The organism is Microbispora sp. CL1-1, from assembly GCF_012034195.1.
In the GTDB taxonomy this organism is placed as follows: Bacteria; Actinomycetota; Actinomycetes; order Streptosporangiales; family Streptosporangiaceae; genus Microbispora.
Window position 1 is genome coordinate 205861 of sequence record NZ_JAATEK010000007.1, and the last position, 22452, is coordinate 228312.

The window sequence follows — 22452 nt, forward strand, 5'->3', positions numbered from 1 at the left end:
GATCACAGAGGGAGCGACCGTCTCTCGGGACACTCTACTGAGGGACAGGAGCATATGAAACCGATTGAGAGAAACGTGGAATGGCGTGTCTCCTCGCGCTGCAGCGGTGGGAACTGCGTGCAGTTCGCGCAGGTGACGGAGGGAGTCGCCCTTCGGGACTCGAAAAATCCGGACGCCGGAGCGCTCTATTACTCACTCCAGGAATGGCACGCCTTCGTGGCGGCTGCGAAAGCGGGCGCCTACGACCTCACGAAGTGATCTGCCGCGCTCGCCACTATCCCGAAGAGGGCCTGCAAAGGTAAATTTATGGGAGTGGCGCTTTCGCCGTTGCTGCGCAACTCACGTTCGGGAGGGTGGATGGCAGGCCGACCTACGTTCAGCGATGCGACATGGCGGCGGGCCTGCGGCGGCGGTAACTGCGTCGAAGTGGCTTTTCAGGATGGGCGAGTCGGCGTTCGCGACGGGAAGCAGGGCGACGACAGTCCTGTGCTGGCCTTCACTGCCGAGGAATGGCGGGCATTCCTGCAGGAGGCCAAGACCGGGGCGTTCGACCCGTCCTGACATCGACGGGCACGCGTGAGGGCTTCCCCGGGCTGATGGCCGGGGAAGCCCTTTCAGTGGGTGAAGAGGTTCACCAGGGGGACGGGGCGGGTGGGGGGACGACCGGGGGTCGGTCGTCGCAGGTGATGGTGTTGGGCAGCATCCAGGGAGCGAGCCAGCCGCCGTCGTTGCCGCCGAGGTCGGTCAGGGAAAACTCCGACCCCGTGGGCGGGAAGTTGAACGACCCGCAGTTGTTGACACCCACCGCGCCGACGTTGCGGGCGTCCACGTTCTCGAAGGACGCCGAGCCCTTCACGCGGGCACTGAGCACGGAGGTGCCCGTGCCGTCGACCCGGATGTCCTTGAAGCGGACCTTCGGGATGGCGTACTGGTCCTTCACCGACCACTCGCTGACCAGCATGATCGCGTTGTATGTGCTGTCCAGGTAGTGGTCGCCGCTGACCTCGATGTCGGCGTCGATGTCCTTCTCCAGGGCGTAGAACCAGATGGCGCCCAGGCCGATGTTCCAGTTCAGCTCGTACGTGCCGGCTCGCACGGTCGTGTTGCCGTTGATGCGGAGCCTGCCGGTGAACGGCTCGGCGCCGAACCGGGAGCCGACCTGGATGGCGCTGCCCTCCCTGATCGGGTCGGCGATCAGGTTGTTGGAGACCATGTTGTCCTTGCCTCCGTAGATCGCGATGCCGTTGGCCAGCACGGGCGTCTGGATCGTGTTGTGGTCGAACGTGTTGCCCGCGTCGGCGGTCTTCTCCGACCACATGGCGAGGGCGTCGTCACCGGTGTTGCGGAAGAAGTTGTTCGACACGACGGAGCCCGTCACGCCGGTGTGGAAGTTGAGCCCGTCCGCGATCTGGTCGACGATCACGTTGTTGGTGATCTTGATGTTGCGCATCGGGCCGTCGAACCACATGCCGACCTTGGTGTGGTGGATGTAGAGCCCGTCGATGGTCGAGTCGCTCATCGCGCCGCCGACGCCGTTGACCTGGTCGGTGTCGATGCGCTCCCGTACGTCGCCCTCGATGGCGAAGCCGGACAGGTGCACGTTGCGGCTGCCGCCGGCCGCGGCGTCCTTGCCATAGAAGCCGACACCGGTGTGCACCGAACCGTCCGGGGCCGGGGTGGCCAGGTCGACCTGACGTCCCTTGATGATCGTGTACCAGCTTCCGGCACCGGTGATCGTCACGTCGTCCACGACGATGTGACGGTTCACCTGGTAGGTGCCCGGCGGGATGTAGACCTTCAGGTGCGTACGCTTCGCGAACGCGATCGCCTTGTCGATCGCCCCGGCGGAGTCGCGCTTGCCGGTGGGGTCGGCGCCGAAGAGCAGCACGTTCGCCGCGAGGACCTCGACGCGCGGCGGCCCGACGAGGTGCGAGTCGAGCAGGTCGACGACCGTCCAGGCCGCCTTGCTCCCGGCAGGCACCGTCAGCCGCACCGTGTCGCCCGCCCGGTACGTACGGTCGAGCAGGAGGCGCTGCTCGTCATAGAAGTGGTTCGGGCGGAACGGCTTGGTGATCTCCGGCGTCGGGGTGGTGGCATCCGGCACGCAGGAGCACTCGGTGATCCACCAGTCGGAGTGCAGCAGCCCGGCGTTCGGATCGTTGGAGAACGGATATTGGTTGTAGAGCCAGGCGTACTGCGACGTGAGGGTCATCGTGGCGCGCTTGTGGCCGTTCACCGCGACGTCGAGCGGCGCGGTGATGCCGCCGCCACCGGGCGCGTCCGGGATGCTGTAGCGCACGGTGATCGCGTTGGCCGCCTTGGGCAGCCGGAACTCGACGTACTGCCCGGGGGTCAGCTTGACGGCCTTGCGGCCGGACGCCTCCGCGGGCAGCGTGTAGGCGTCGCGGCCGGGGCCGATGACCGTGCCGTTCGTCGCCGCGTTCTCCGCCTCCTGTTCGGCGAAGTCGACGTCGGCTCCACGTCCGGCGACGAGCGCCGGGTCGAGAGCGGCCCGCGTCACGACCGTGGGCTTCACCGTGGCGGACGCGGGCGTGGATAAGACCACGAGCCCGGTGGCGGCCAGGGCCGCCGCCAGCAGGATTCTCATCAGGCCTCCATGATCCAGATGGCGGTGTCGGACGGCAGCAGACCGCCGTCGAGGGGGCCACTGGCCAGCAGCACCGAGCCCGTCTCCGGGAGCGCGACCGGCTCGGCGCCGAGGTTGACCACGCACACCAGGCCGGAGTCGCGGCGGAACGCGATCACCTCGTCCCCGTATGGCAGCCAGGTCAGCGTGCCGTCGCCGAGCAGCTCGCGGCGCAGCCGCAGGGCCGAGCGATAAAGGGAGAGCATCGAGTCGGCGTCGGCCTCCTGGGCCTCCACGGTGAGGTCGCGCCACCCGGCCGGCTGCGGCAGCCAGGGCTCGCCGGTGCTGTAGCCGAAGGGCGGCTCGCTGCCCGACCACGGCAGCGGCACCCGGCAGCCGTCGCGGCCGCGGACCTTGCCGCCGGAACGCTCCCACATCGGGTCGTCGATGAGCTCCTCGGGGATGTCCTCGACCTCGTTGAGGCCGAGCTCCTCCCCCTGGTAGACGTAGACGCTCCCGGGCAGCGCCATCGCGAGCAGCGCCGCCGCCCGCGCCCGGCGGCGGCCGAGCTCCAGGTCGGACGGCATGCCGTCGCGGCGCTCCGCGTTGTCCCAGGACGTGACGGCCCGGCCATAGCGGGTGACCGGACGGGCGACGTCGTGGTTCGACAGCACCCACGTCGCCGGCGCGCCGATCGGCACGTGGGTGGCGAGGGTCAGGTCGATGCTGTCGCGCAGCGCGGCCGGCTCCCACGCGCTCGACAGGAAGTCGAAGTTGAACGCGGTGTGGAGCTCGTCGGGGCGCAGATACTTGGCGAACCGCTCCTGGTCGGGCAGCCACACCTCACCGATGAGGATCCGCGCGTCGTAGGAGTCGGCCACCCGCCGCCACTCGCGGTAGATCTCGTGGACCCCGTCGTGGTCGGTGTACGACTCCTCGACGCTGTCGAGGTCCTTGACGATGACGGCGGCCGAGTCGATGCGTACGCCGTCCACGCCCCGGTCGAACCAGAACCGCAGCACGTCGAGGAACTCCTCGCGTACCTCGGGGTTGTTCCAGTTGAAGTCGGGCTGCTCGGGGGCGAACAGGTGGAGGTACCACTCGCCGTCGGGCACCTGCGTCCACGCCGGGCCGCCGAAGATCGACTTCCAGCCGTTGGGCGGGCCGTCGCCGACGCCGGGGCGGAACCAGAACCGCTCCCGGGCCTCCGAACCGGGACCGGCCGCCAGCGCCTCCTGGAACCAGGCGTGCTGATCGGACGCGTGGTTGGGCACGACGTCGATGATCGTACGGATGCCCAGGCCGTGGGCCTCCTCGATCAGCTTCTCCGCCTCCGCCAGGGTGCCGAAGACCGGCTCGATGCTGCGGTAGTCGGCGACGTCGTAGCCGCCGTCGGCCATCGGCGAGGGATACCACGGGTTGAGCCAGATGGCGTCGACGCCGAGACCCGCCAGGTAGGGCAGGCGTGACCGCAGCCCCGCCAGGTCACCCGTCCCGTCGCCGTTCCCGTCGGCGAAGCTGCGCAGGTAGACCTGGTAGATAGCGGCCCCGCGCCACCATTCGGGGGTCGAGGTGTTGCCGGGCATGCTGAATACAACTCCTTACGGGTGTTAGCGGCGGGGGACGTTCAGCCCTTGAGGCTGCCGGCGGTGAGACCGGCCATGATGTGCCGCTGGAACAGGAAGAACACGACGATGGTCGGGATGCTCGCGATCACCAGGGAGGCGACCAGCACGTTCTGCGGCATCTGCGAGGAGAGCGAGGCGATGCCGATGCTCACCGACATCTTGTCGCTGTCCGGCAGGACCAGCAGGGGCCAGACGAAGTCACGCCAGACGTTGACGACGGTCAGGATCGAGACCACGCCGAGGATGGGCCGGGAGATCGGGATCACGATCGACCACAGGATGCGGCCAGGCGACGCGCCGTCGATCTCGGCGGCTTCGAGCAACTCCCTCGGGATCGAGTCGAAGAACCGTTTGAGCAGGAAGACGTTGAAGCCGTTGGCCGCCGCCGGCAGCCAGATCGCCCACGGCGTGTTGAGCAGGTTCCAGTGGAGGAACGGCACGTCCTTCACCGTCAGGTACGCCGGGAGCATGATGACCATGGGCGGGATCATCAGCGTCGACAGCATCAGAGCCAGCACGACCTTGCCGAGCGCCGGGCGGAGCTTCGACAGCGCGTAGGCCGCCGAGACGTCCACCGCGAGGGTCAGCAGCCAGGCACCGCCGGCGTACAGGGCGGTGTTGCCGAGCAGCCTGCCCAGGTCCAGCAGGTCCCACGCCTCCAGGTAGCCGTCCAGGGAGAAGTGCGACGGCAGGAACGTCGGCGGGATCGAGTTGAGTTCCTCGGTCGACTTCATCGCACCGGTGATCATCCAGTAGAGCGGGAAGACGAACGCGGCGGTGAAGCTCACCACCACGACCACCAGCACGATCCAGTAGATGATCCGGCCCCGCGTCGTGTTGAGCTGGTGCGGCGACACGGCAGTGCGGAACTGCGTGTTCATCGGCTTGCGCGGCCGCCGCGGCCCGCGGCGCTCCTGCCGGGAGGAGATGGCCGGCGCCCCGGCCGAACGGTCGGGCATGACGGTGGTGTTCGACATGGTCGCTCCCCTCACACCGTGTTGTCGCGCGAGACGCGCAGGTAGATAGCGGAGAACACCATGAGCACGATCATGAGCATCAGGCCGAGCGCGTTGCCCGCGTTGAGATTGCCGAAGTTGAAGGCGTACTGGTACATGAGGTAGACGACGCTGACCGTGGCGTTCTCCGGGCCGCCGCCGGTGAGCAGGTAGGGCTCGATGAACACCTGCATGGTCGCCACGATCTGGAGCAGCAGCATCACTAACAAGATGAGCTTGGTCTGCGGGATCGTGACGTGCCAGATCCGCTTGAACAGGCCGGCGCCGTCGAGCTCGGCGGCCTCGTACAGCTCGCTCGGGATCGTCTGCAGGGCGGCGAGATAGATGAGCGTGCCGCTGCCCATGTTCATCCAGGTGGAGACGATGACCAGCGAGATCAGCGCGGTGCTGGTCGAGTTGAGCCACTGCAGGCCGGGCAGGTGCACCAGGCCCAGGACCTGGTTGAACAGCCCGTAGTCGGGGTTGTAGAACCACTGGAACAGCAGCACGCTCACCGCGGGCGGCAGCATGACCGGCAGGTAGACCACGAAGCGCAGGTAGGCGCGTGCGTGCCGCAGCTCGTTGAGGACGATCGCCGTGACGAAGGGGATCCCGTAGCCGCACAGCAGGGCGAGCACCGTGAACAGCGCGGTGTTGAGCCAGGCCGGCCCGAAGGCCGGGTCGCTGACGACGGTGCGGAAGTTCTCCAGCCCCACCCACTTGGGCGGGTCCACGAAGTTGGTCTTCTGGAAGCTGAGGATGACCTCCCGGATCATCGGATACCAGGAGAAGAACGCGAAACAGATCAGAGCGCCGCACAGGAAGCCGTAGGCGGTCACGTTGCGCCGCACGGCGCGCCGTAGTTTCGTCGGCTGCCGCTGCCGCCTGCCGCCCGCTGCCGGAATGCTCGCTGTGGTCATCGTTGTGAATCCGATCTCGACGTGATTGCCGGGGCGCCGGCCGCACACGTACGGCGGCGGGCGGCGCCCCGGGGTTTAGGTCGTGGCTGACAAATCATGGCCCTGCTGCGCGTGGCCCAGGCTCGCGACGGGCGGCATTTGTCAGCCACTCCCTAGGCCCGGATCATCAGGGCGTCAGCTCTTCGAGGCCAGCAGGGAGTTGACCTTCGACTCGGCATCGGACAGAAGCTGGTCGATGTTCGCGTCCTTGCGGGTCAGCACGGCCGACATCGGGGTGTCGAGGATCTTGTAGATCTCCTGCGCGTACGGCCCGGGCTCGGCCTTGGGCGGGATGCCCTTGGAGCCCTCAACCCAGCCGGCGAACTGGGAAGCGTCGATGTTCGCGTTCTGCTGGCGCAGGTCGTTCACGGCCTTGCCTGACTCGGTGTCCGGGCGGTACAGGTCCGGGTACGGCTGGCCGACGGTCAGGTTCGCGCCCTTGGCCCGCACGTAGTCGAACTGGCCCTTACCGGGGGTGAGGAACTTGTACTCGATCCACTTGAGGCCGGCCTTGATCTGCTCAGGGGTGGCCTTCGGGTTGATCATGTAGCCGGCGCCGCCGTTGAACAGCGCCTTCGCCTCCGGCTGCGCGGTGATGGCGTAGTTCTCGAACTTGCCGCCGAAGTCGTTGCGCAGCGAGATGAGCACGTCGGGCGCGCCCAGCATCATGCCCATCTTGCCGCCGGCCATGGCCTTCATCAGGGCCGGCCAGTCGATGTAGAGCTGGGAGCCCATGCTGTTGTCGACCCACCGCATCTGGTGGAGGTTCTCCAGCACGGCCTTGCCCTCGGGGGTGTTGAAGGCGGCCTTCTTGCCGTCGTCGGTGAGGACCGACCCGCCCCGGCCGTAGAGGGAGGCGGTGAAGTGCCAGCCGCCGACGTTGTTGCCGCTGTACTCGCCGTACCCGACGTAACCGGGACCGAGCCCGGCGATCTTCTTCGCGGCGGCCTGCACCTCGGCCCAGGTCTTGGGCGGGTTGTTCGGGTCGAGCCCGGCCTTGGTGAAGACCTCCTTGTTGTAGACGAGGCCCATGCCGTAGCCGTCGGTCGGCAGGCCGTAGATCTTGCCGTCCTTCTTGAACAGGTCGATCGAGTTGTTGTAGTCCTGGAACGTCTTGATCTCGTTGACGTACGGCGTGATGTCGGCGGCCTGGCCGCTTTCGATCAGACGGGCCACGTTGGGGAAGTTGACGTAGAAGACCGTCTCCAGGTCACCGCTGGCCAGCTTGGGCTCGAACGTGCGCGGGTCGTAGCAGGGGAAGGCGTCGGTGACCTTCGAGATCTTGATGTTGGGGTTCTGCTGCTGGAAGGCCGCAAGGTCCTCCTCGAAGGTCGCCCGCTCCGCCTTGTTCGTCTTCGGCGGCTCGCAGTTGACGCTGATCGACACCGGCCCGGCGTTGCCCGGCGCCGCACTCGCCTTGTCGCCACCGCTACCGCTGTCGTCGGTGCCGCACGCCGCGGCCGCTGCAATGGCAAGTCCCGAGACCAGCAGTATCGAGAGCTTGTGGGATTTCATCCTCGTTCCCTTCTGGAACCGCGCACCACGACCCGTCGAAGCACACGGCTCGGGGCCGACTGGAGCGCCCCGATCCGCTCGGTTGCGAGAAACATACAGAGGCATGCAGGAGTGAGCAATAGTTCGTCATTAACTGTGCAAAAAAGTGACAGTGATCGCTCTGCAACTGGCAGGCCATGATCGGCAAGCTGGCACGACGGCCGCAAGCGCGTTCACGAGCATGCTCGTGAGGCTAGACCCGGCTTGTACGGCTGGTCGTGCTCACGGCTTGTACGGCTGGTTGTGCTCGCGAGCCTGGTTGGTTCCTTGAGGCTCGTGGGCAGGCTTTGCTCTACCCGTCGCTCCACCACTCACGGGCGCACTCACGGGCGGGCTTCGCCCCACCCGTTGCTCCACCCACCCTGTGCTCGACCACATCGCTCCCACCGCTCATGGCCAGGCTTTGCTCTACCCGTTGCTCCAACTCATCCTTTGCCCAACCACATTGCTTCCACCGCTCATGGCCAGGCTTTGCTCTACCCGTTGCTCCACCCACCCTGTGCTCGACCACATCGCTCCACCGCCGCTCACGGGCGGGCGGGTGCTCCGGCCGGCCGTGATAGTTGCGGTCTGGTGAGCCTCGGGAGCGGCCATCGCGGGCGCGGTGGTACAGGGCACGGTCTTACGCCGGCCTCCGCACCCGCCCGCCCCCGCGCTCCGCGTCATCATCGATGTGCCGGGGAACCCCACCACGCTGCCAGAGCACCGGGGTGGAGGGAGCGGAGCGGAAGGGAGCGAGGACCGCAGCGAAGGCCCAGCGGAGCGGGTTTCGCGAGGACCGGAGGTTCCTTCCGGCGCAGTGACCGACTTGCCCAAGGTCCATGCGCTGGCCGGCACCGCCAACATCCAGCACGCTGAACAGCACCGCCAAGGTCCCCCATGCTGACCAGCACGCCCAGGGTCCATGCGATATCCGACCCCACCAAGGTTCATCGCCCTGACCAGCACGCCCAAGGTCCATGCGCTGAACGGCATGGCCAAGGTTCCCCACGCTGACCTGTGGCCAAGCCTGTGCGGCCGGGCTCAGGGGCGGGGGGCGGGGGCGGTGGAGGCGCGGACGACGAGTTCGGGCTCGAAGAGCAGCTCGTCGCCGGGCACCACGGCCGCGTCGATCTGGGCGACGAGCAGCTCGACGGCGGCCCGGCCCATGGCGTCGATGGGCTGGCGGACGGTGGTCAGGGGCGGGTCCACGCAGTTCATCAGCGCGGAGTCGTCGTAGCCGATGACGGAGACGTCTTCGGGCACCGACAGTCCCGCCCGGCGGGCCGCCCTGATGGCGCCGAGGGCGAGCACGTCGCTGGCGCAGATGATGCCGGTCACGCCCGCGGCGACCATGCGCGCGGCGGCGGCGTGGCCGCCTTCCAGCGAGAACATCGTGTGCTCGACGTGGTCGGGGCCGAGTTCCAGGCCGTTGGCGGAGGCGTACGCGCGGAACGCGGCGAGCTTGCGCTGGGACGGCACGTGGTCGGGCGGGCCGAGCAGCATCGCGACCTGGCGGTGCCCGAGCGCCATGAGGTGGGCGAGCGCGATCTCGGCGGCGGCGACGTCGTCGCACGAGACCTGCGGAAACCCGAGATGCTCGACCGCCGCGTTGACCAGCACGGTCGGCAGCTTGCGGTCGAGGACCCTGCGGTAGTGGCTGTGGGAGGCGTCCCCCTGGGCGTACAGGCCGCCGGCGAAGACCATGCCCGAGACGTGCTGCTGGAGGAGCAGGTCGACGTAGTCGGACTCGGAGACGCCGCCCACGGTCCGGGTGCACAGGACGGACGTGAACCCCTGCTGGGCCAGCGCGCCTCCGACGACCTCGGCGAACGCCGGGAAGATCGGGTTCTGCAGTTCCGGGAGGACCAGGCCGACGAGCCGGCCTCGGTCGCCGCGCAGCTGGGTGGGGCGTTCGTATCCCAGCACGTCGAGCGCGGTGAGCACGGCCTCTCTGGTGGCGTCGGAGACTCCCGGCTTGCCGTTGAGGACGCGACTCACCGTCGCCTCGCTCACGCCCACCTTCTTGGCCACTTCCGCAAGCCGTCGTGTCATGGACGCAACTATACGACAGCGCGCGCAAACATTTTCATCCACTTGCGCATGCGCGGAGGATCAGCAGGTCAGGCCACCGTCTTGCGACCGCGGGGCTCCCGCCGCTGACGTGATCGGCACGGGACGAGTCCGGCGATCCTCGGGGTGATATGGGGAGCGTTCCAGGGACCCGAGTGCTGGGGAGATGTGATGACGTAACGCGCATGTCATCTTGCGAATTCTCGTCGCAATATTGCAGTTGGATGTTCGTCAACTTATCGTGTGGGCCACTCACCTTCTTCGGAGGTGTGGCGGTCCAGCGTCCACGCCGCATCTCCCGGGTCTCGCATGCGGGAAAGGAAGCTCATGAGAAGATCCGGAGCCGCCGTCGCGGTGGCGGGGGCGCTGATCGCCGTGGGGACCGTGGTGGCGTTCCCCGGCACCTCGTCGGCCGCGACCTCGCCGTCGCCCTTCTCCATCCCGGGAAGAGGCGCGACCGTGCCGTTCACGGAGATCGAGGCCGAGGCCGCCGCGACCAACGGCGAGCAGATCGGCCCGGACCGCGTCTACACCCACCTGCCGTCCGAGGCGTCGGGCCGCCGGGCCGTACGGCTCGACGCGCCGGGAGAGTACGTCGAGTTCACCCTGCCCAAGCCCGCCAACGCGATGACGGTGCGCTACAGCGTGCCGGACAACGCGGCCGGAACGGGCATCACGGCGCCGGTCGATCTGCGGATCAACGGGACGAAGCTCAAGGACCTGCAGTTCACCTCCCGGTATGGCTGGTTCTACGGCGGCTATCCGTTCGGCAACTCGCCCGGCGACAAGCCGCACCACTTCTACGACGAGACGCGGACGATGTTCGGGTCCACCTTGGCGGCGGGGACCAAGGTCAGGATTCAGGTGGCCTCCACCTCGACAGCGCCGTGGTTCGTCGTGGACGTCGCCGACTTCGAGCTCGTGCCGGACGCGATCCCCCGGCCCGCCGGGTCGCTGTCGGTCGACGACTTCGGCGCCGATCGCAACGGCACGAGCGACTCGACCGCCGCCTTCCAGGCCGCCGTCGACGCCGGGAAGGCCCAGGGCAAGGAGGTCTACATCCCGGAGGGGACGTACACCCTGTGGGATCACGTGGTCGTGGACGGGGTCACGCTGCGCGGCGCCGGGCCCTGGTACAGCGTGCTCACCGGCCGCCACCCCACCCAGCGCAACCGCGCCGTCGGCATCTACGGCAAGTACGTGAGCGGCGGCGGCTACACCGGCCCGATCCGGCCGCACGAGGCGGGCGGGCCGAGCCGCAACGTCACCCTGCGGGACTTCGCGATCATCGGTGACATCACCGAGCGGGTGGACGATGACCAGGTCAACGCCCTCGGGGGCGCGATGACCGACTCGGTCGTCGACAACCTGTGGATCCAGCACACCAAGGTCGGGGCCTGGATGGACGGCCCGATGGACAACTTCACGCTGAAGAACAGCCGCATCCTCGACCAGACGGCCGACGGCGTGAACTTCCACACGGGAGTCACCAACTCGACGGTGACCAACACCTTCGTGCGCAACAGCGGCGACGACGGCCTGGCGATGTGGCCCGACCGGATCGCCAACGTGAACAACGCGTTCACCCACAACACCGTGGTCGCGCCGGTGCTGGCCAACAACATCGTCACGTACGGCGGCCGGGACATAAAGATCACCGACAACGTGGTGAGCGACACCGTCACCAACGGCGGCGGCATCCACGTCGCCAACCGCTATCCCGGGGTGAACTCCGGTCAGGGCACGGCCGTCGCCGGCACGATCAGCGTCGCCCGCAACACCCTGATCCGGGCCGGCAACAGCGACTACAACTGGAACTTCGGCGTCGGCGCGATCTGGTTCGACGCGCTCAACGAGCCGGTCAACGCCACGATCAACGTGACCGACACCGACGTCATCGACAGCTCCTACGAGGCCATCCAGTTCATCGAGGGCAGCACCCAGACCGTCAACTTCTCGAACGTGAACGTGGACGGCACCGGGACGTACCTGATCCAGGCGCAGGCGGCGGCGAAGGCGACCTTCACCAACGTGAGCGCGGCCCACATCGGCGCGGGCGTGGCCATCCACAACTGCGTCGGCACCGGGTTCGCCCCCGCGTACGGCACGGGCAACTCCGGCTGGAGCCTGAGCTCCACCGTCTGCACCGGCCAGTGGCCCGAGCCCAACTACATCTACGACGGCAGCGGCCCCAGCCCGAGCCCCTCGCCGTCCGCCTCCCCCAGTCCTTCTCCCTCGCCCACCCCGACGACGTGCGCTCCCGGCAGCGGCGACCTCGCCCGGGGCAAGGCGGTCACGGCGACCAGCAGCACCCAGACGTACGCCCCGGCCAACGCCACCGACGGAGACACCTCGACCTACTGGGAGTCGGCCAACAACGCCTTCCCCCAGTCGATCACCGTCGATCTGTGCGCGGTGACCCCGATCCAGCGGGTAGTGCTCAAACTGCCGCCGAGCTCCGCCTGGGCCACCCGCACCCAAACCCTGTCCATCCTCGGCAGCACCGACGGCTCCAACTACACCACCTTGTCCCCCTCGGCAGGCCGCACGTTCGACCCCGCCTCGGGCAACACAGTGAGCATCCCGTTCTCCACCGCCAACGTCCGGTATGTCCGGGTAACGGTCACCGGGAACACCGGCTGGCCGGCCGGGCAGCTGTCGGCCTTCGAGGTGTACGGCACCGGCGCCACCCCCGGCCCGAGCCCCTCGCCGTCCGCCTCCCCCAGTCCTTCTCCCTCGCCCACCCCGACGACGTGCGCTCCTGGCAGCGGCGACCTCGCCCGGGGCAAGGCGGTCACGGCGACCAGCAGCACCCAGACGTACGCCCCGGCCAACGCCACCGACGGAGACACCTCGACCTACTGGGAGTCGGCCAACAACGCCTTCCCCCAGTCGATCACCGTCGATCTGTGCGCGGTGACCCCGATCCAGCGGGTAGTGCTCAAACTGCCGCCGAGCTCCGCCTGGGCCACCCGCACCCAAACCCTGTCCATCCTCGGCAGCACCGACGGCTCCAACTACACCACCTTGTCCCCCTCGGCAGGCCGCACGTTCGACCCCGCCTCGGGCAACACAGTGAGCATCCCGTTCTCCACCGCCAACGTCCGGTATGTCCGGGTGACGGTCACCGGGAACACCGGCTGGCCGGCCGCCCAGATCTCCGAGTTCGAGGCGTACGCCTCGTAACCCGGAACGGGACGCCCGGAGGAGGAGTGGACGCCTCCTCCTCCGGGCTCCCCCACACAGCATGACCCCCTCGGTGGGCCGTCAGGAGACGGGGACGCCGACGCGGCCGGTGGAGGAGCGGACGACAAGCTCCGGCTCGAACAACAGCTCGCCGGTGGCGACGGCGGCGCCCTCGATCTGGCTGACCAGCAGCTCCACCGCGGCCCGGCCCATCGCCTCGATCGGCTGACGTACGGTAGTCAGCGGCGGGTCCACGCACGTCATGAGCGCGGAGTCGTCATATCCCACGACAGAGATGTCCTGGGGCACGCGCCGGCCGGCCCGCCGCGCCGCGCGGATCGCCCCGAGGGCCAGCGGGTCGCTGCCGCAGATGATCCCGGTGACGTCCTGCCGCACGAGCTTCAGCGCCGCCGCGTGGCCGCCCTCCAGCGAGTGCATCGTGTGCTCGACCAGCTCGCCGCCCGCGGCCCGGAACGCCTCCAGCTTGCGGATGGACGGCATGTGGTCGGCGGGGCCGACGACGAGGCCGATCCGCTGGTGGCCGAGCGCGCGCAGATGACCGAGCGCCTGCTCCACCGCGATCGTGTCGTCGCAGGAGACCCGGGGGAAGTCCCAGTGATCGGCGGCCGCGTTGACCAGCACGGTGGGCAGCCGCCGTTCGACCAGCCGCAGGTAGTGCTCGTGGACGACGCCGGTCTGGGTGTAGAGCCCCCCGGCGAAGACCACGCCGGACACCTGCTGCTGCAGCAGAAGATCGACGTAGTCGGCCTCGGAGATCCCACCGACCGTACGGGTGCACAGCACGGGGGTGAACCCCTGCTGGGCCAGCGCCCCGCCGACGACCTCGGCGAACGCCGGGAAGATGGGGTTCTGCAGCTCGGGCAGGACGAGCCCGACAAGGCGGGCACGCTCGCCGCGCAACTGCGTGGGCCGCTCATACCCGAGCACGTCGAGGGCCGTCAGCACGGCCTCTCGGGTGGCCTCGGATACCCCGGCCTTGCCGTTGAGGACGCGACTCACCGTGGCCTCGCTGACCCCGACCTTCTTCGCAACCTCCGCAAGCCGTCGCGTCATGGCGGCAAGCATACGACGCGGAACGGCCGTGCCAAGGATCTTCGATGACACGGTTGCAAGCGGGCTGAAAGCACTGTGAAAGAGGTGATTCCTAGCGTCTGCCGTGTTGCAGATCTCCCAGGAAGGCACCATGAACATCCTCAGGAACAGCCTCGCCGTCGTCGCGGCGTCCGCCCTTCTCGGTCTGACCGCCGCCTGCAGCGGGGGCCAGACGGCCGTCTGCGAGGAGGCGACCAAGGCGTTCACCGACTACAGCTCCAAGGCGGCCGGCGCGGCCGGCGACATCAAGGGCCTCAACGCCGCGACCAGTGATCTGGCCGCGCAGCTCAAGGAGCTGTCGGGCAAGGCCGACGGCGACCTGAAGGTGACGCTCACCGGTCTGGCCGACTCGTGGGGGTCCTTCAAGATCGACCTTTCGGACCCGGCCGCCGCGACCAAGCTCGCGGAGTCGGGCCAGAAGGCCATCCAGGCGACCCAGCAGCTCGCCTCCGCCTGCTCATGATCTTTACGGCCCCGCCCCGCCACGCCGCCGGCGCCTGCGCCGGGGGCGGGCGGGTGCGGAGGCCGGCGTAAGACCGTGCCCTGTACCACCGCGCCCGCGATGGCCGCTCCCGAGGCTCACCAGACCGCAACTATCACGGCCGGCCGGAGCACCCGCCCGCCCGTGAGCGTCGCGGTCGGGCAATGTGGTCGGGCAAAGGATGGGTGGAGCAACGGGTAGAGCAAAGCCCGCCTGTGAACACGAAGCGGAGTGCGGCTACGAATCAAAAGGGCTCTTGAGCACACCCACCTTTGCCGGCCGCGAGCACAACCAGCCTCGGTGTAGCCCTCCGCTTCACGACAGCCTCACGAAGCCCAGCACGCGGCACCCGCCCCGTCCCGCAGCACCACTTCGACGCCGTCCCTGCGCTCAGTATTCGAGCCCCCAGTCGTGGGTGCCGAGGGTGTAGGCGTCCCCTTCCGGCACCAGCCTGCCGCCGTCGGTCAGCGTGCCGAGGCATCGCCGTACGGAGTCTTCGGGAAACCCGGTCATCGCGGCGACGGCGGCGACGGTCGCGGGCCGGTTTTCCATGTTCAGAGCGGCGACGGCCTCGTAGACCGTCATATCCGCCGTCGTCATCTCCTGGACGTCCTCCAGGCTGTCCTCGTCAGGCGTCCCGCTCTCCCCGCCAGGCGCCCCGCTCTCCCCACCAGGCGCCCCGCTCTCCCCACCAGGCACCGCGCTCTCCCCGCCAGGCACCGCGTCAGGCGCCGCGCTCTCCTTGTCAGGCACTGCGCTGCCTCGCCCCCTCGCGGAGTCGCTCCGGATCGACCTGCCGGTCCGGGTAGCGTTCGAGGTATTCGCGTTCCAGCTCCTGCATACGCGAGGTGTGGTGCTCCAGCGCGTCGTCCGATCCGTGGAAGAGCGTGTCCGACCGGGTCTCGTGCAGGTGGCGCAGCTCGCGGATCAGGTCCTCGTCGCTCAGGTCCCGCGGGTCGACTCCCATGGTCATGGCGGTCCTCCTTCACACCTCTGTCGGCTTGTCCCAGCGCTCGTCGGGGTTCTTGTCGTCCGGCTCAGCGTTCGGCGGGTCGGTGGCGGACGGAGTCCACTCCTCGGCGAAGTCCGGCTCGCCCTCGGTATCGATGTATCGGTCGTCTTCTCGTCGCATGCCAGGTCTCCTGCCCGGCGAAGCGCCACCCATTCCCACCCGAGCCCCACCGCATCCCCCAGCAAGCCGTACGGCCCGCTCCATCGAGCGACGGAGACGGGCCCTACGGGGACGGGAGTGCTCAGGACAGGTCGAACTCCCCGCCCTTCACCCCTTCGATGAACGCCTCCCACTCCCCGGGGGTGAACATCAGCCGGGGTCCCTGGGGATCCTTCGAGTCGCGCACGGCGACGCCGTCGCGCAGGCGCGCGACCTCCACGCACTGGTTGCCGACGGTGTTCGAGCGCGCCGCCTTGCGCCAGACCGCGCAGGCCAGGTCGTCCGCCGGTACGAGTCCCCTCATCGTCCTGCCATCTCCTTCTCGACCGAGTTGATCATTTCCATGGACTTCTCCGGGCCGAGCGCGGCGGCACGAAGATGATCGAAGACCTGGACGTATCCGCGGATCTCGGCGGGGTCCTCCAGGTAGAGCTCGCCGCTCATGTTCTCCAGGAGCACGACGGCGGCGTCGCCGGGATCGGGGAAGGCCAGGATCGCCGTGGGGTTGCCCATGCCGAGGTAGGCGCCCGCGTCGAACGGCAGCACCTGCACGGTGACGTTCGGCTGGACGGCCATCTCCTGCAGCCTGCGCAGCTGCTCGGCCATCACGGCCGGCCCGCCGACGGGGCGGCGCAGCGCGGCCTCGTCGATGACGGCCCACAGCTCCAGCGGGGTCGGCCCGGTCAGGCGGCGCTGGCGCTCCATCCGGGCCGCCGCCCGGCGCTCGATCTCCGCCGGGTCCTTGACGAGGGCTGCGCCGATGACCGCGCGGGCGTAGTCCTCCGTCTGGAGCAGCCCGGGGACCAGCAGCGGCTCGTAGTTGCGCACCGACGACGCCTCGGACTCCAGCCCGACGTACGGCCCGGGCAGGACGTCGTCGTAGGCGCGCCACCATCCCCGCCGGGCGGCGTCCCTGGCCAGCGCGATCAGCGCGTCGCGTTCGGAGCCTTCGACGGCGTAGAGGTCGAGCAGGTCGCGGATGGTCCGGGCATGCGGGCGGGTGTGGCCGGTCTCGATCCGATAGACGGTGGAGGCCGCCATGCCGAGCCGTCGCGCGACCTCCTCGCGGGCGAACCCCGCTTCGCGCCGCAGCCGCGTCAGCTCGCCGGAAAGCCGACGGAGCCGGACAGTAGGGCCGCCAACTCCCCTCATGGACCGAACTCTCCCTTTCGCCGCAAAAGGAAACTATGCAATCGTGCATTCGCCATATTGCGTAGCCGTTTTGCAAAGTGCAGGATGAACGAAGTCTTGCACGGACCTCGAATCGCCATCCGCAGGCGGGTGCACAGGGAGTTATCACGGGATGACAATTCTCAACCTCACGGGGAGAATCGCGATCTCACACCCCTTCTCGGGAGACCCCTCCCGGGTGCGGGCCGCCCGGCGGTTCGTGGCGAACCGTCTCGGTGACGGCCACCCCTGCCGCGACGACGCCGTGCAACTGATCGGCGAGCTGGTCGCCGAGTCGCTGCGGCACGCCGCCTCGTGCGGGCGCCCGCCGGGGTACGGCGTGTCGGTCCTGGCCACGCCCGCCGCGGCCCGCGTCACGTTGTCGACCCAGGGCTGCGGGTGCTGGACGTCTCCCGAGCTCACGCCGGGCCGCGGCGTCCACCTCGTGGACCTGTTCACCCGCCGGTGGGGCGTGTCGGCCAGCCGCACCGGGGTCTCCGTGTGGTTCGAGGTCGGGCACGACGCCGCCGTACCGCCGCCCAGAGGCGTGGAGAGCGAGAGCACGACGACGGCCTGACACGAATTTCTGGCCGGATCCGGGGTAGACGGGCGCCATATCTTCCGGAGAAGGGGACGATATGGCGCAAATAAGCACCGACATTCCCGCGCGGCTGGATCGGCTCCCCTGGGCCCGCTGGCACTGGCTCGTGCTCATCGGACTCGGCACCGTCTGGATCCTCGACGGGCTCGAAGTGACCATCGTCGGGGTCATCGGCCCCCGGATCACGAACCCGGACAGCGGGCTGGGGCTCACCGAGAGCGAGGTCGGGATCGCCGCCGGCGTGTACGTCGCGGGAGCGTGTCTCGGCGCTCTCTTCTTCGGTCACCTGACGGACCGGTTCGGGCGCAAGAAGCTCTTCCTGGTGACGCTCGCCGTCTATCTCGCCGCCACCGTGGCCACGGCGTTCTCGCACGACGCCTGGTACTTCTACCTGTGCCGGTTCTTCACCGGCGCCGGCATCGGGGGCGAGTACGCCGCGATCAACTCGGCGATCGACGAGCTCATCCCGGCCCGCGTGCGCGGCACGGTCGACCTGGTGGTGAACGGCTCCTTCTGGCTCGGCACCGCGCTCGGCGCGCTCATCGCGATCCCGGCGCTCGACACGAGCCTGCTGCCGGCCGGTCTCGGCTGGCGCCTGCTGTTCGGCCTGGGCGCCGTGCTCGGCGTGGCGATCCTGCTGGTACGCAGAACCGTGCCGGAGAGCCCGCGCTGGCTGTTCATCCACGGCCGCGGCGAAGAGGCCGAACAGATCGTGGGGGGCATCGAGAGGAAGGTCCGCGAGGAGAGCGGCAGGGCGCTCGAAGCGGCGCACGGGGAGATCAGGATCAACCAGCGGACCCACACCCCGCTGGCGGAGGTGGCGGCCACGCTGCTGCGCCGCTATCCCAAACGCACGACCGTCGGCCTGTCGTTGTTCGTCGGCCAGGCGTTCCTCTACAACTCGATCTTCTTCACGTACGCGCTGGTGCTGTCGACGTTCTTCAAGGTGCCGGACGGCAGCACGCCCTGGTATCTCGTCCCGATCGCGATCGGGAACTTCCTCGGCCCGGTCCTGCTCGGCCGGTTCTTCGACACGGTCGGCCGCCGCACGATGATCTCGGGCACCTACGTGCTGTCGGGCCTGCTCCTGCTGGGCACCGCCGCGCTGTTCGACGCGCGCGTGCTGACCCCGATGACCCTCACGGCCTGCTGGATGGTGGTGTTCTTCTTCGCCTCTGCCGGGGCGAGCAGCGCCTACCTGACGGTCTCGGAGATCTTCCCGATGGAGACCAGGGCACTGGCGATCGCGCTGTTCTACGCCGTGGGCACCGGGCTCGGCGGCATCATCGGGCCCGTGCTGTTCGGCCGCCTGGTGGAGAGCGGGGTCGTCGGCAACGTCGTGGTCGGTTATGTCATCGGCGCCGGCCTGATGATGGCGGCCGGGCTGGTGCAGTGGTTCATGGGTGTGGAGGCCGCCCGGCGCTCGCTGGAGGACATCGCCGCGCCGCTCAGCGCCGAGCAGCGCCAGATGGTCTGACCTGGCCCATCGGTACGGCTCGCGTCTTCGAGGCGCGAGCCGCCGGGTGTCTTACTGCCCACTTGGGTATCAACCCCCTCAGATGCGCACATAAGGCGCATCATCGACATTCGGGGGAATCATGGCTGACGACGCTCAGAAGAAGAAGCCCGCGAAGTCCACCGGCAAGGCGAAGAGGATGGCCATCAAGGAAGCCCGCTCGGCGAAGCAGGCGAAGAAGGCCAACCGCCCCGCCGAGGGCGCGGGCGAGTGACGGCCGTACGGCCGGTGCCACCATGATCCGGGCCGGGCCCACCGCGGCCCGGCCCTCCTCTGTTCCCCCTGTGGGACGGGCGAACCACCCGCTCCAGGGCGCTGCCCAGCCGCTCGGCAGCCCGGCCGATTTATGCGGAGCATCCTGGTATGCACTGGTTCCCTCCGTCCTGGATACTCGAAGCCCCTAGAGTCGATCTCTCCTGGAGGGCCGCCCGTGAGGCTTGGAGTCGTCTTCGACCGCGATCTCCCGCCGGAGTCGCTCCCGTCGTTCGCCGCGGAGCTGGACGGCACGACGGTCTCCGACCTGTGGGTGGTGGAGGACCTCGGCTGGACGGGCGCGATCTCCTCGGCCGCCACGGCGCTGGCCGCGACCTCGCGGCTGCGCGTGGGCATCGGCATCACCCCGGCGCCCCTGCGCAATCCGATGCTGCTGGCGATGGAGCTGGCCAACCTGGCCCGCCTCCACCCCGGGCGGCTGGCCGCCGGGATCGGGCACGGCGTGCAGGCGTGGATGCGCCAGGTGGGCGCCGCAGCCGCGTCGCCGCTGTCGCTGCTGGAGGAGACGATCACGTCCGTACGAGCGCTGCTGCGCGGTGAGACCGTCACCCTGCACGGACGCGAGGTCGGCCTGGACGGCGTCCGCCTCGTCCATCCGCCGGCCGAGCCGCCGCCCGTGCTCGCCGGAGTGGTGAACCCGCGCTCGCTGGCCCTGTCGGGACGGGTCGCCCAGGGCACCATCCTCCCCGAGGGTTTCACCCCGGAACGGCTGCGGTCGATGATCGAGGGGATCGGCGCGACCGGAGATCATGAAGTGGTGGCGTTCGTCCATCTCTACGTCGGCGACGACGCACGCGCGGCCCTGCGGAAGGCGGCCGAGGAGCAGGCCGGGTTCCTCCAGGTCGCCCCGGAGGAGGTCGTCATGGCGGCCGGTTCGCCGGAGGAGGCGGCCACCCTGGTCAGGGCGATGTGGGAGGCGGGCGTGTCCACGGTCGCCGTCCGCCCGGTCGGCGCCGACCCGCTCTCGCACGTCCACAAGCTGCTGTCCGCCCTCTGACCCCGCCACGGGGGACATGACATTTGTCCTGGGAAAACCGGGATCGGCCTGACTACGCCATAGCGCGCGCGATCAGGCAGAGTTGAGGCGTGGACACGCCGACCCTCCGATCTCCTCAGCACCGCGTGAGCCGTACCGCCGTCTGGTATTGGGCCGCACGGGCCGCCATCGGCTGGCTGGTCATCCTGGCGGCCCAGGTCGTCTGGCTCGTGACCGACAGCGACGGGACCGGTCTGTCGGTCGCCGGCCATGTGACCGTTCTCGTGCTCACCGCCGTCGTCGCGGTGGCGCACGTCACGATCATGCCGCAATGGCGCTATCGGGTGCACCGCTGGGAGGCCACCTCCGCGGCCGTGTTCACCCAGTCGGGCTGGTTCAAGCAGGAGTGGCGCATCGCCCCGGTCTCCCGCATCCAGACGGTGGACAGCGAGCGCGGCCCGCTGGAGCAGCTCTTCCGCCTGGCCAACGTCACCGTCACCACCGCCTCTGCGGCCGGCCCGATCAAGATCGGCGGCCTCGACCGGGACACGGCCCAGCGCCTGGTCGCCGAGCTCACCGCCACCGCGCAGGCGACGGCGGGTGACGCCACGTGATCGACGTCGCCGATGCGACCCTGGCCTGGCGGCGGCTGAGCCCGCGCATGCTGGTGATCCATCCGGTCCAGGAGGTCGTGCGGGCCGCCCCGGCGCTGCTCGGCCTGCTGATCGCGGGGACGAGCAGCGGCGGGCAGGGCCACTGGTGGAGCCTCGCGGGCGTCGGCCTCATGGTCGTGCTCGGCATGCTCCGCTGGTTCACCACGACCTACCGCATCACCCCTGAGCACGTGCAGGTCCGCCGCGGCCTGGTGACCCGCAAGGTCGTGACCGTGCCCCGCGACCGGGTCCGCACGGTCGACGTCACCTCCCACGTGCTGCACCGGGTGCTCGGCCTGGCCCGGGTCGAGGTGGGAACGGGCACGTCGGAGCGCAGGCACGAGGGCCGGCTCAAGCTCGACGCGCTGAGCGCCGCCGAGGCCGCCCGCCTGCGCGTGGAGCTGCTGCACCGCGCTCCCGCCGCGGCCCCCGCCGCCTCCGCCGCGCCTGCCGTCCCCTCCGGCATGCCGGTCGTGGAGGCCGAACTCGCGCGGATGCGTCCCGAGTGGGTGAGGTTCGGGCCGTTCACGATGTCCGGGCTCGTCACCGTGGGCGTCGTCGCCGGGTTCGTGTCCCGCCTGGTCTCGGAGGGCAACGTCGATCTCGGCAAGGTCGGACCCGTCCAGGAGACCTGGCGGTGGTTCCGGGAGATGTCGCTCCCGCTGGAGATCGCGACGGTGGTGCTCGTGCTGGTGGTGTTCGTCAGCGTCGCCTCCACGCTCGGCTACGTCCTGGCCTTCGGCCATTTCCGGCTGACCCGGCACCCCGAGGGCACCCTCCACGTGACCCGCGGGCTGCTGACCAGGAGGGCCACCACCATCGAGGAACGGCGGCTGCGCGGGGTCGAGGTCACCGAGCCACTGCTGCTGCGTGCCGTACGCGGGGCCCGCCTGTCCGCGGTGACGACCGGCCTGCGGGCGGCGCAGGGCGCTCAGCGCGGCGGATCGTTGCTGCTGCCGCCCGCGCCACGCGCGGAGGCCGTGTCGGTGGCCCGGCTCGTGCTCCCCCGTGTCTCCGGAGCCGCCTCCGCAGGCTCCGATGCCTCGCCGGTCACCACGCCCCTGATCCCCCACGGCCCAGCCGCGCTGCGCCGCAGGTTCACCCGCGCGTACGGCGTGCACGCGCTGGTGCTGGCCGTGCTGCTCGCGCTGTGGTGGTGGGCCGGGCTGCCCTCGTGGACGTGGCTCACGGCCGCCGCGCTGCTGCCGCTGACCGCCCTGCTCGCCGCCGACCGCTACCACTCGCTCGGCCACGCTCTGACGTCCGGATATCTGGTCACCCGCTGGGGCTCGTTCTCCCGTCGCCGGGTGGCGCTGGAGTGCGACGGCGTCATCGGCTGGAACATCGAGCGGTCGTTCTTCCAGCGCAGGGCCGGCCTGGCGACGCTGACGGCGACCACGGCGGCGGGCAGGCAGGGCTACCACGTGCTCGACGTGGAGCTCGCCGAGGCGCTGCGCCTGGCCGCCGCGGCCACCCCGGGCCTGCTCGATCCGTTCCTCACCGAGATGCGGCCCGTCAGCTCTGTCGGCCAATAGCA

22 protein-coding genes are annotated in these 22452 nt (G+C 69.3%); 10 read left to right on the plus strand and 12 right to left on the minus strand.

The features are described from left to right. Positions 1–54: 54 nt before the first annotated feature. Together HCK04_RS11840 and HCK04_RS11845 are read left to right on the plus strand one after the other, a co-directional pair. The gene (locus HCK04_RS11840) at positions 55–258 is read left to right on the plus strand and encodes a DUF397 domain-containing protein (RefSeq protein WP_142647215.1); all 204 of its coding nucleotides are present in this window, start codon (positions 55–57) and stop codon (positions 256–258) included. A gap of 48 nt (positions 259–306) precedes the next feature. Continuing rightward, on the plus strand, positions 307–561 hold the full coding sequence (locus HCK04_RS11845) for a DUF397 domain-containing protein (RefSeq protein WP_346776132.1): 255 nt from the start codon (positions 307–309) through the stop codon (positions 559–561). Positions 562–631: 70 nt separating this feature from the next. Here HCK04_RS11845 and HCK04_RS11850 read toward each other — a convergent pair whose 3' ends face one another. From HCK04_RS11850 to HCK04_RS11875, 6 genes are all read right to left on the minus strand, one after another. Next, entirely contained in the window at positions 632–2608 is a 1977-nt protein-coding gene (locus HCK04_RS11850; protein ID WP_142647216.1) for a glycosyl hydrolase family 28-related protein, read from the minus strand. Then, a complete protein-coding gene (locus HCK04_RS11855) occupies positions 2608–4173 on the minus strand; it encodes a glycoside hydrolase family 13 protein (protein WP_142647217.1) in 1566 nt (521 codons plus the stop codon). The genes HCK04_RS11850 and HCK04_RS11855 overlap by 1 nt, the downstream gene beginning before the upstream one ends. Positions 4174–4214: 41 nt before the next feature. After that, entirely contained in the window at positions 4215–5192 is a 978-nt protein-coding gene (locus tag HCK04_RS11860; RefSeq protein WP_142647218.1) for a carbohydrate ABC transporter permease, read from the minus strand. Positions 5193–5203: 11 nt separating this feature from the next. After that, positions 5204–6130 (minus strand): sugar ABC transporter permease, encoded by a 927-nt coding sequence (locus HCK04_RS11865; protein WP_142647219.1) that lies wholly within the window; start codon positions 6128–6130, stop codon positions 5204–5206. Between the two features lie 174 nt (positions 6131–6304). Further along, the gene (locus HCK04_RS11870; protein WP_142647220.1) at positions 6305–7684 is read right to left on the minus strand and encodes an extracellular solute-binding protein; all 1380 of its coding nucleotides are present in this window, start codon (positions 7682–7684) and stop codon (positions 6305–6307) included. A gap of 1062 nt (positions 7685–8746) precedes the next feature. Further along, complete coding sequence (locus HCK04_RS11875) at positions 8747–9757, minus strand: LacI family DNA-binding transcriptional regulator (protein WP_142647221.1); 1011 nt, start codon at positions 9755–9757, stop codon at positions 8747–8749. A 345-nt stretch (positions 9758–10102) separates the two neighbouring features. Between HCK04_RS11875 and HCK04_RS11880 the strand changes: the two genes are divergently transcribed. Then, positions 10103–12961 (plus strand): discoidin domain-containing protein, encoded by a 2859-nt coding sequence (locus tag HCK04_RS11880; protein WP_142647222.1) that lies wholly within the window; start codon positions 10103–10105, stop codon positions 12959–12961. 81 nt (positions 12962–13042) lie between these two features. Here HCK04_RS11880 and HCK04_RS11885 read toward each other — a convergent pair whose 3' ends face one another. Then, positions 13043–14035 carry a LacI family DNA-binding transcriptional regulator gene (locus HCK04_RS11885; RefSeq protein ID WP_142647223.1) on the minus strand — a complete coding sequence of 331 codons (993 nt, stop codon included), beginning with the start codon at positions 14033–14035 and terminating at the stop codon, positions 13043–13045. 130 nt (positions 14036–14165) lie between these two features. On the opposite strand from HCK04_RS11885, the gene HCK04_RS11890 reads away from it, so the two are divergent. After that, positions 14166–14537 carry a hypothetical protein gene (locus HCK04_RS11890; RefSeq protein WP_142647224.1) on the plus strand — a complete coding sequence of 124 codons (372 nt, stop codon included), beginning with the start codon at positions 14166–14168 and terminating at the stop codon, positions 14535–14537. A gap of 408 nt (positions 14538–14945) precedes the next feature. On the opposite strand, the gene HCK04_RS11895 is transcribed toward HCK04_RS11890, so the two are convergent. The 5 genes from HCK04_RS11895 to HCK04_RS11915 form a co-directional block, all read right to left on the minus strand. Beyond that, the gene (locus tag HCK04_RS11895; protein WP_168065847.1) at positions 14946–15254 is read right to left on the minus strand and encodes a hypothetical protein; all 309 of its coding nucleotides are present in this window, start codon (positions 15252–15254) and stop codon (positions 14946–14948) included. Between the two features lie 46 nt (positions 15255–15300). Further along, positions 15301–15528, minus strand: coding sequence for a DUF6158 family protein (locus HCK04_RS11900; RefSeq protein WP_142647226.1), 228 nt, complete (start codon positions 15526–15528; stop codon positions 15301–15303). Between the two features lie 12 nt (positions 15529–15540). After that, a complete protein-coding gene (locus HCK04_RS11905; protein ID WP_168065849.1) occupies positions 15541–15687 on the minus strand; it encodes a hypothetical protein in 147 nt (48 codons plus the stop codon). A gap of 121 nt (positions 15688–15808) precedes the next feature. Beyond that, on the minus strand, positions 15809–16030 hold the full coding sequence (locus HCK04_RS11910; RefSeq protein ID WP_030510575.1) for a DUF397 domain-containing protein: 222 nt from the start codon (positions 16028–16030) through the stop codon (positions 15809–15811). After that, positions 16027–16878 carry a helix-turn-helix transcriptional regulator gene (locus HCK04_RS11915; RefSeq protein ID WP_142647227.1) on the minus strand — a complete coding sequence of 284 codons (852 nt, stop codon included), beginning with the start codon at positions 16876–16878 and terminating at the stop codon, positions 16027–16029. Before HCK04_RS11915 ends, HCK04_RS11910 begins: the two co-directional genes overlap by 4 nt. Before the next feature lie 151 nt (positions 16879–17029). Between HCK04_RS11915 and HCK04_RS11920 the strand changes: the two genes are divergently transcribed. From HCK04_RS11920 to HCK04_RS11940, 6 genes are all read left to right on the plus strand, one after another. Then, positions 17030–17473 (plus strand): ATP-binding protein, encoded by a 444-nt coding sequence (locus HCK04_RS11920; RefSeq protein ID WP_142624765.1) that lies wholly within the window; start codon positions 17030–17032, stop codon positions 17471–17473. Positions 17474–17534: 61 nt separating this feature from the next. Continuing rightward, a complete protein-coding gene (locus HCK04_RS11925; RefSeq protein WP_185948958.1) occupies positions 17535–18974 on the plus strand; it encodes an MFS transporter in 1440 nt (479 codons plus the stop codon). A gap of 121 nt (positions 18975–19095) precedes the next feature. Continuing rightward, entirely contained in the window at positions 19096–19227 is a 132-nt protein-coding gene (locus tag HCK04_RS43530; RefSeq protein WP_260617211.1) for a hypothetical protein, read from the plus strand. A gap of 216 nt (positions 19228–19443) precedes the next feature. Continuing rightward, complete coding sequence (locus tag HCK04_RS11930) at positions 19444–20283, plus strand: LLM class flavin-dependent oxidoreductase (protein WP_260617212.1); 840 nt, start codon at positions 19444–19446, stop codon at positions 20281–20283. Positions 20284–20408: 125 nt separating this feature from the next. Next, positions 20409–20876 carry a PH domain-containing protein gene (locus HCK04_RS11935; protein ID WP_260617213.1) on the plus strand — a complete coding sequence of 156 codons (468 nt, stop codon included), beginning with the start codon at positions 20409–20411 and terminating at the stop codon, positions 20874–20876. Then, on the plus strand, positions 20873–22450 hold the full coding sequence (locus HCK04_RS11940; protein ID WP_205830115.1) for a PH domain-containing protein: 1578 nt from the start codon (positions 20873–20875) through the stop codon (positions 22448–22450). The genes HCK04_RS11935 and HCK04_RS11940 overlap by 4 nt, the downstream gene beginning before the upstream one ends. Positions 22451–22452: the final 2 nt, after the last annotated feature.

Bases quoted from the DNA above. Each gene is read 5' to 3' on its own strand.
- HCK04_RS11890 (WP_142647224.1), top strand. From the start codon at position 14,166: ATGAACATCCTCAGGAACAGCCTCGCCGTCGTCGCGGCGTCCGCCCTT.
- HCK04_RS11870 (WP_142647220.1), bottom strand. From the start codon at position 7,684: ATGAAATCCCACAAGCTCTCGATACTGCTGGTCTCGGGACTTGCCATT.
- HCK04_RS11845 (WP_346776132.1), top strand. From the start codon at position 307: ATGGGAGTGGCGCTTTCGCCGTTGCTGCGCAACTCACGTTCGGGAGGG.
- HCK04_RS11865 (WP_142647219.1), bottom strand. From the start codon at position 6,130: ATGACCACAGCGAGCATTCCGGCAGCGGGCGGCAGGCGGCAGCGGCAG.
- HCK04_RS11900 (WP_142647226.1), bottom strand. From the start codon at position 15,528: ATGACCATGGGAGTCGACCCGCGGGACCTGAGCGACGAGGACCTGATC.
- HCK04_RS11915 (WP_142647227.1), bottom strand. From the start codon at position 16,878: ATGAGGGGAGTTGGCGGCCCTACTGTCCGGCTCCGTCGGCTTTCCGGC.
- HCK04_RS11905 (WP_168065849.1), bottom strand. From the start codon at position 15,687: ATGCGACGAGAAGACGACCGATACATCGATACCGAGGGCGAGCCGGAC.
- HCK04_RS11910 (WP_030510575.1), bottom strand. From the start codon at position 16,030: ATGAGGGGACTCGTACCGGCGGACGACCTGGCCTGCGCGGTCTGGCGC.
- HCK04_RS11855 (WP_142647217.1), bottom strand. From the start codon at position 4,173: ATGCCCGGCAACACCTCGACCCCCGAATGGTGGCGCGGGGCCGCTATC.
- HCK04_RS11885 (WP_142647223.1), bottom strand. From the start codon at position 14,035: ATGACGCGACGGCTTGCGGAGGTTGCGAAGAAGGTCGGGGTCAGCGAG.
- HCK04_RS11860 (WP_142647218.1), bottom strand. From the start codon at position 5,192: ATGTCGAACACCACCGTCATGCCCGACCGTTCGGCCGGGGCGCCGGCC.
- HCK04_RS11880 (WP_142647222.1), top strand. From the start codon at position 10,103: ATGAGAAGATCCGGAGCCGCCGTCGCGGTGGCGGGGGCGCTGATCGCC.
- HCK04_RS11925 (WP_185948958.1), top strand. From the start codon at position 17,535: ATGGCGCAAATAAGCACCGACATTCCCGCGCGGCTGGATCGGCTCCCC.
- HCK04_RS11840 (WP_142647215.1), top strand. From the start codon at position 55: ATGAAACCGATTGAGAGAAACGTGGAATGGCGTGTCTCCTCGCGCTGC.
- HCK04_RS11875 (WP_142647221.1), bottom strand. From the start codon at position 9,757: ATGACACGACGGCTTGCGGAAGTGGCCAAGAAGGTGGGCGTGAGCGAG.
- HCK04_RS43530 (WP_260617211.1), top strand. From the start codon at position 19,096: ATGGCTGACGACGCTCAGAAGAAGAAGCCCGCGAAGTCCACCGGCAAG.
- HCK04_RS11850 (WP_142647216.1), bottom strand. From the start codon at position 2,608: ATGAGAATCCTGCTGGCGGCGGCCCTGGCCGCCACCGGGCTCGTGGTC.
- HCK04_RS11920 (WP_142624765.1), top strand. From the start codon at position 17,030: ATGACAATTCTCAACCTCACGGGGAGAATCGCGATCTCACACCCCTTC.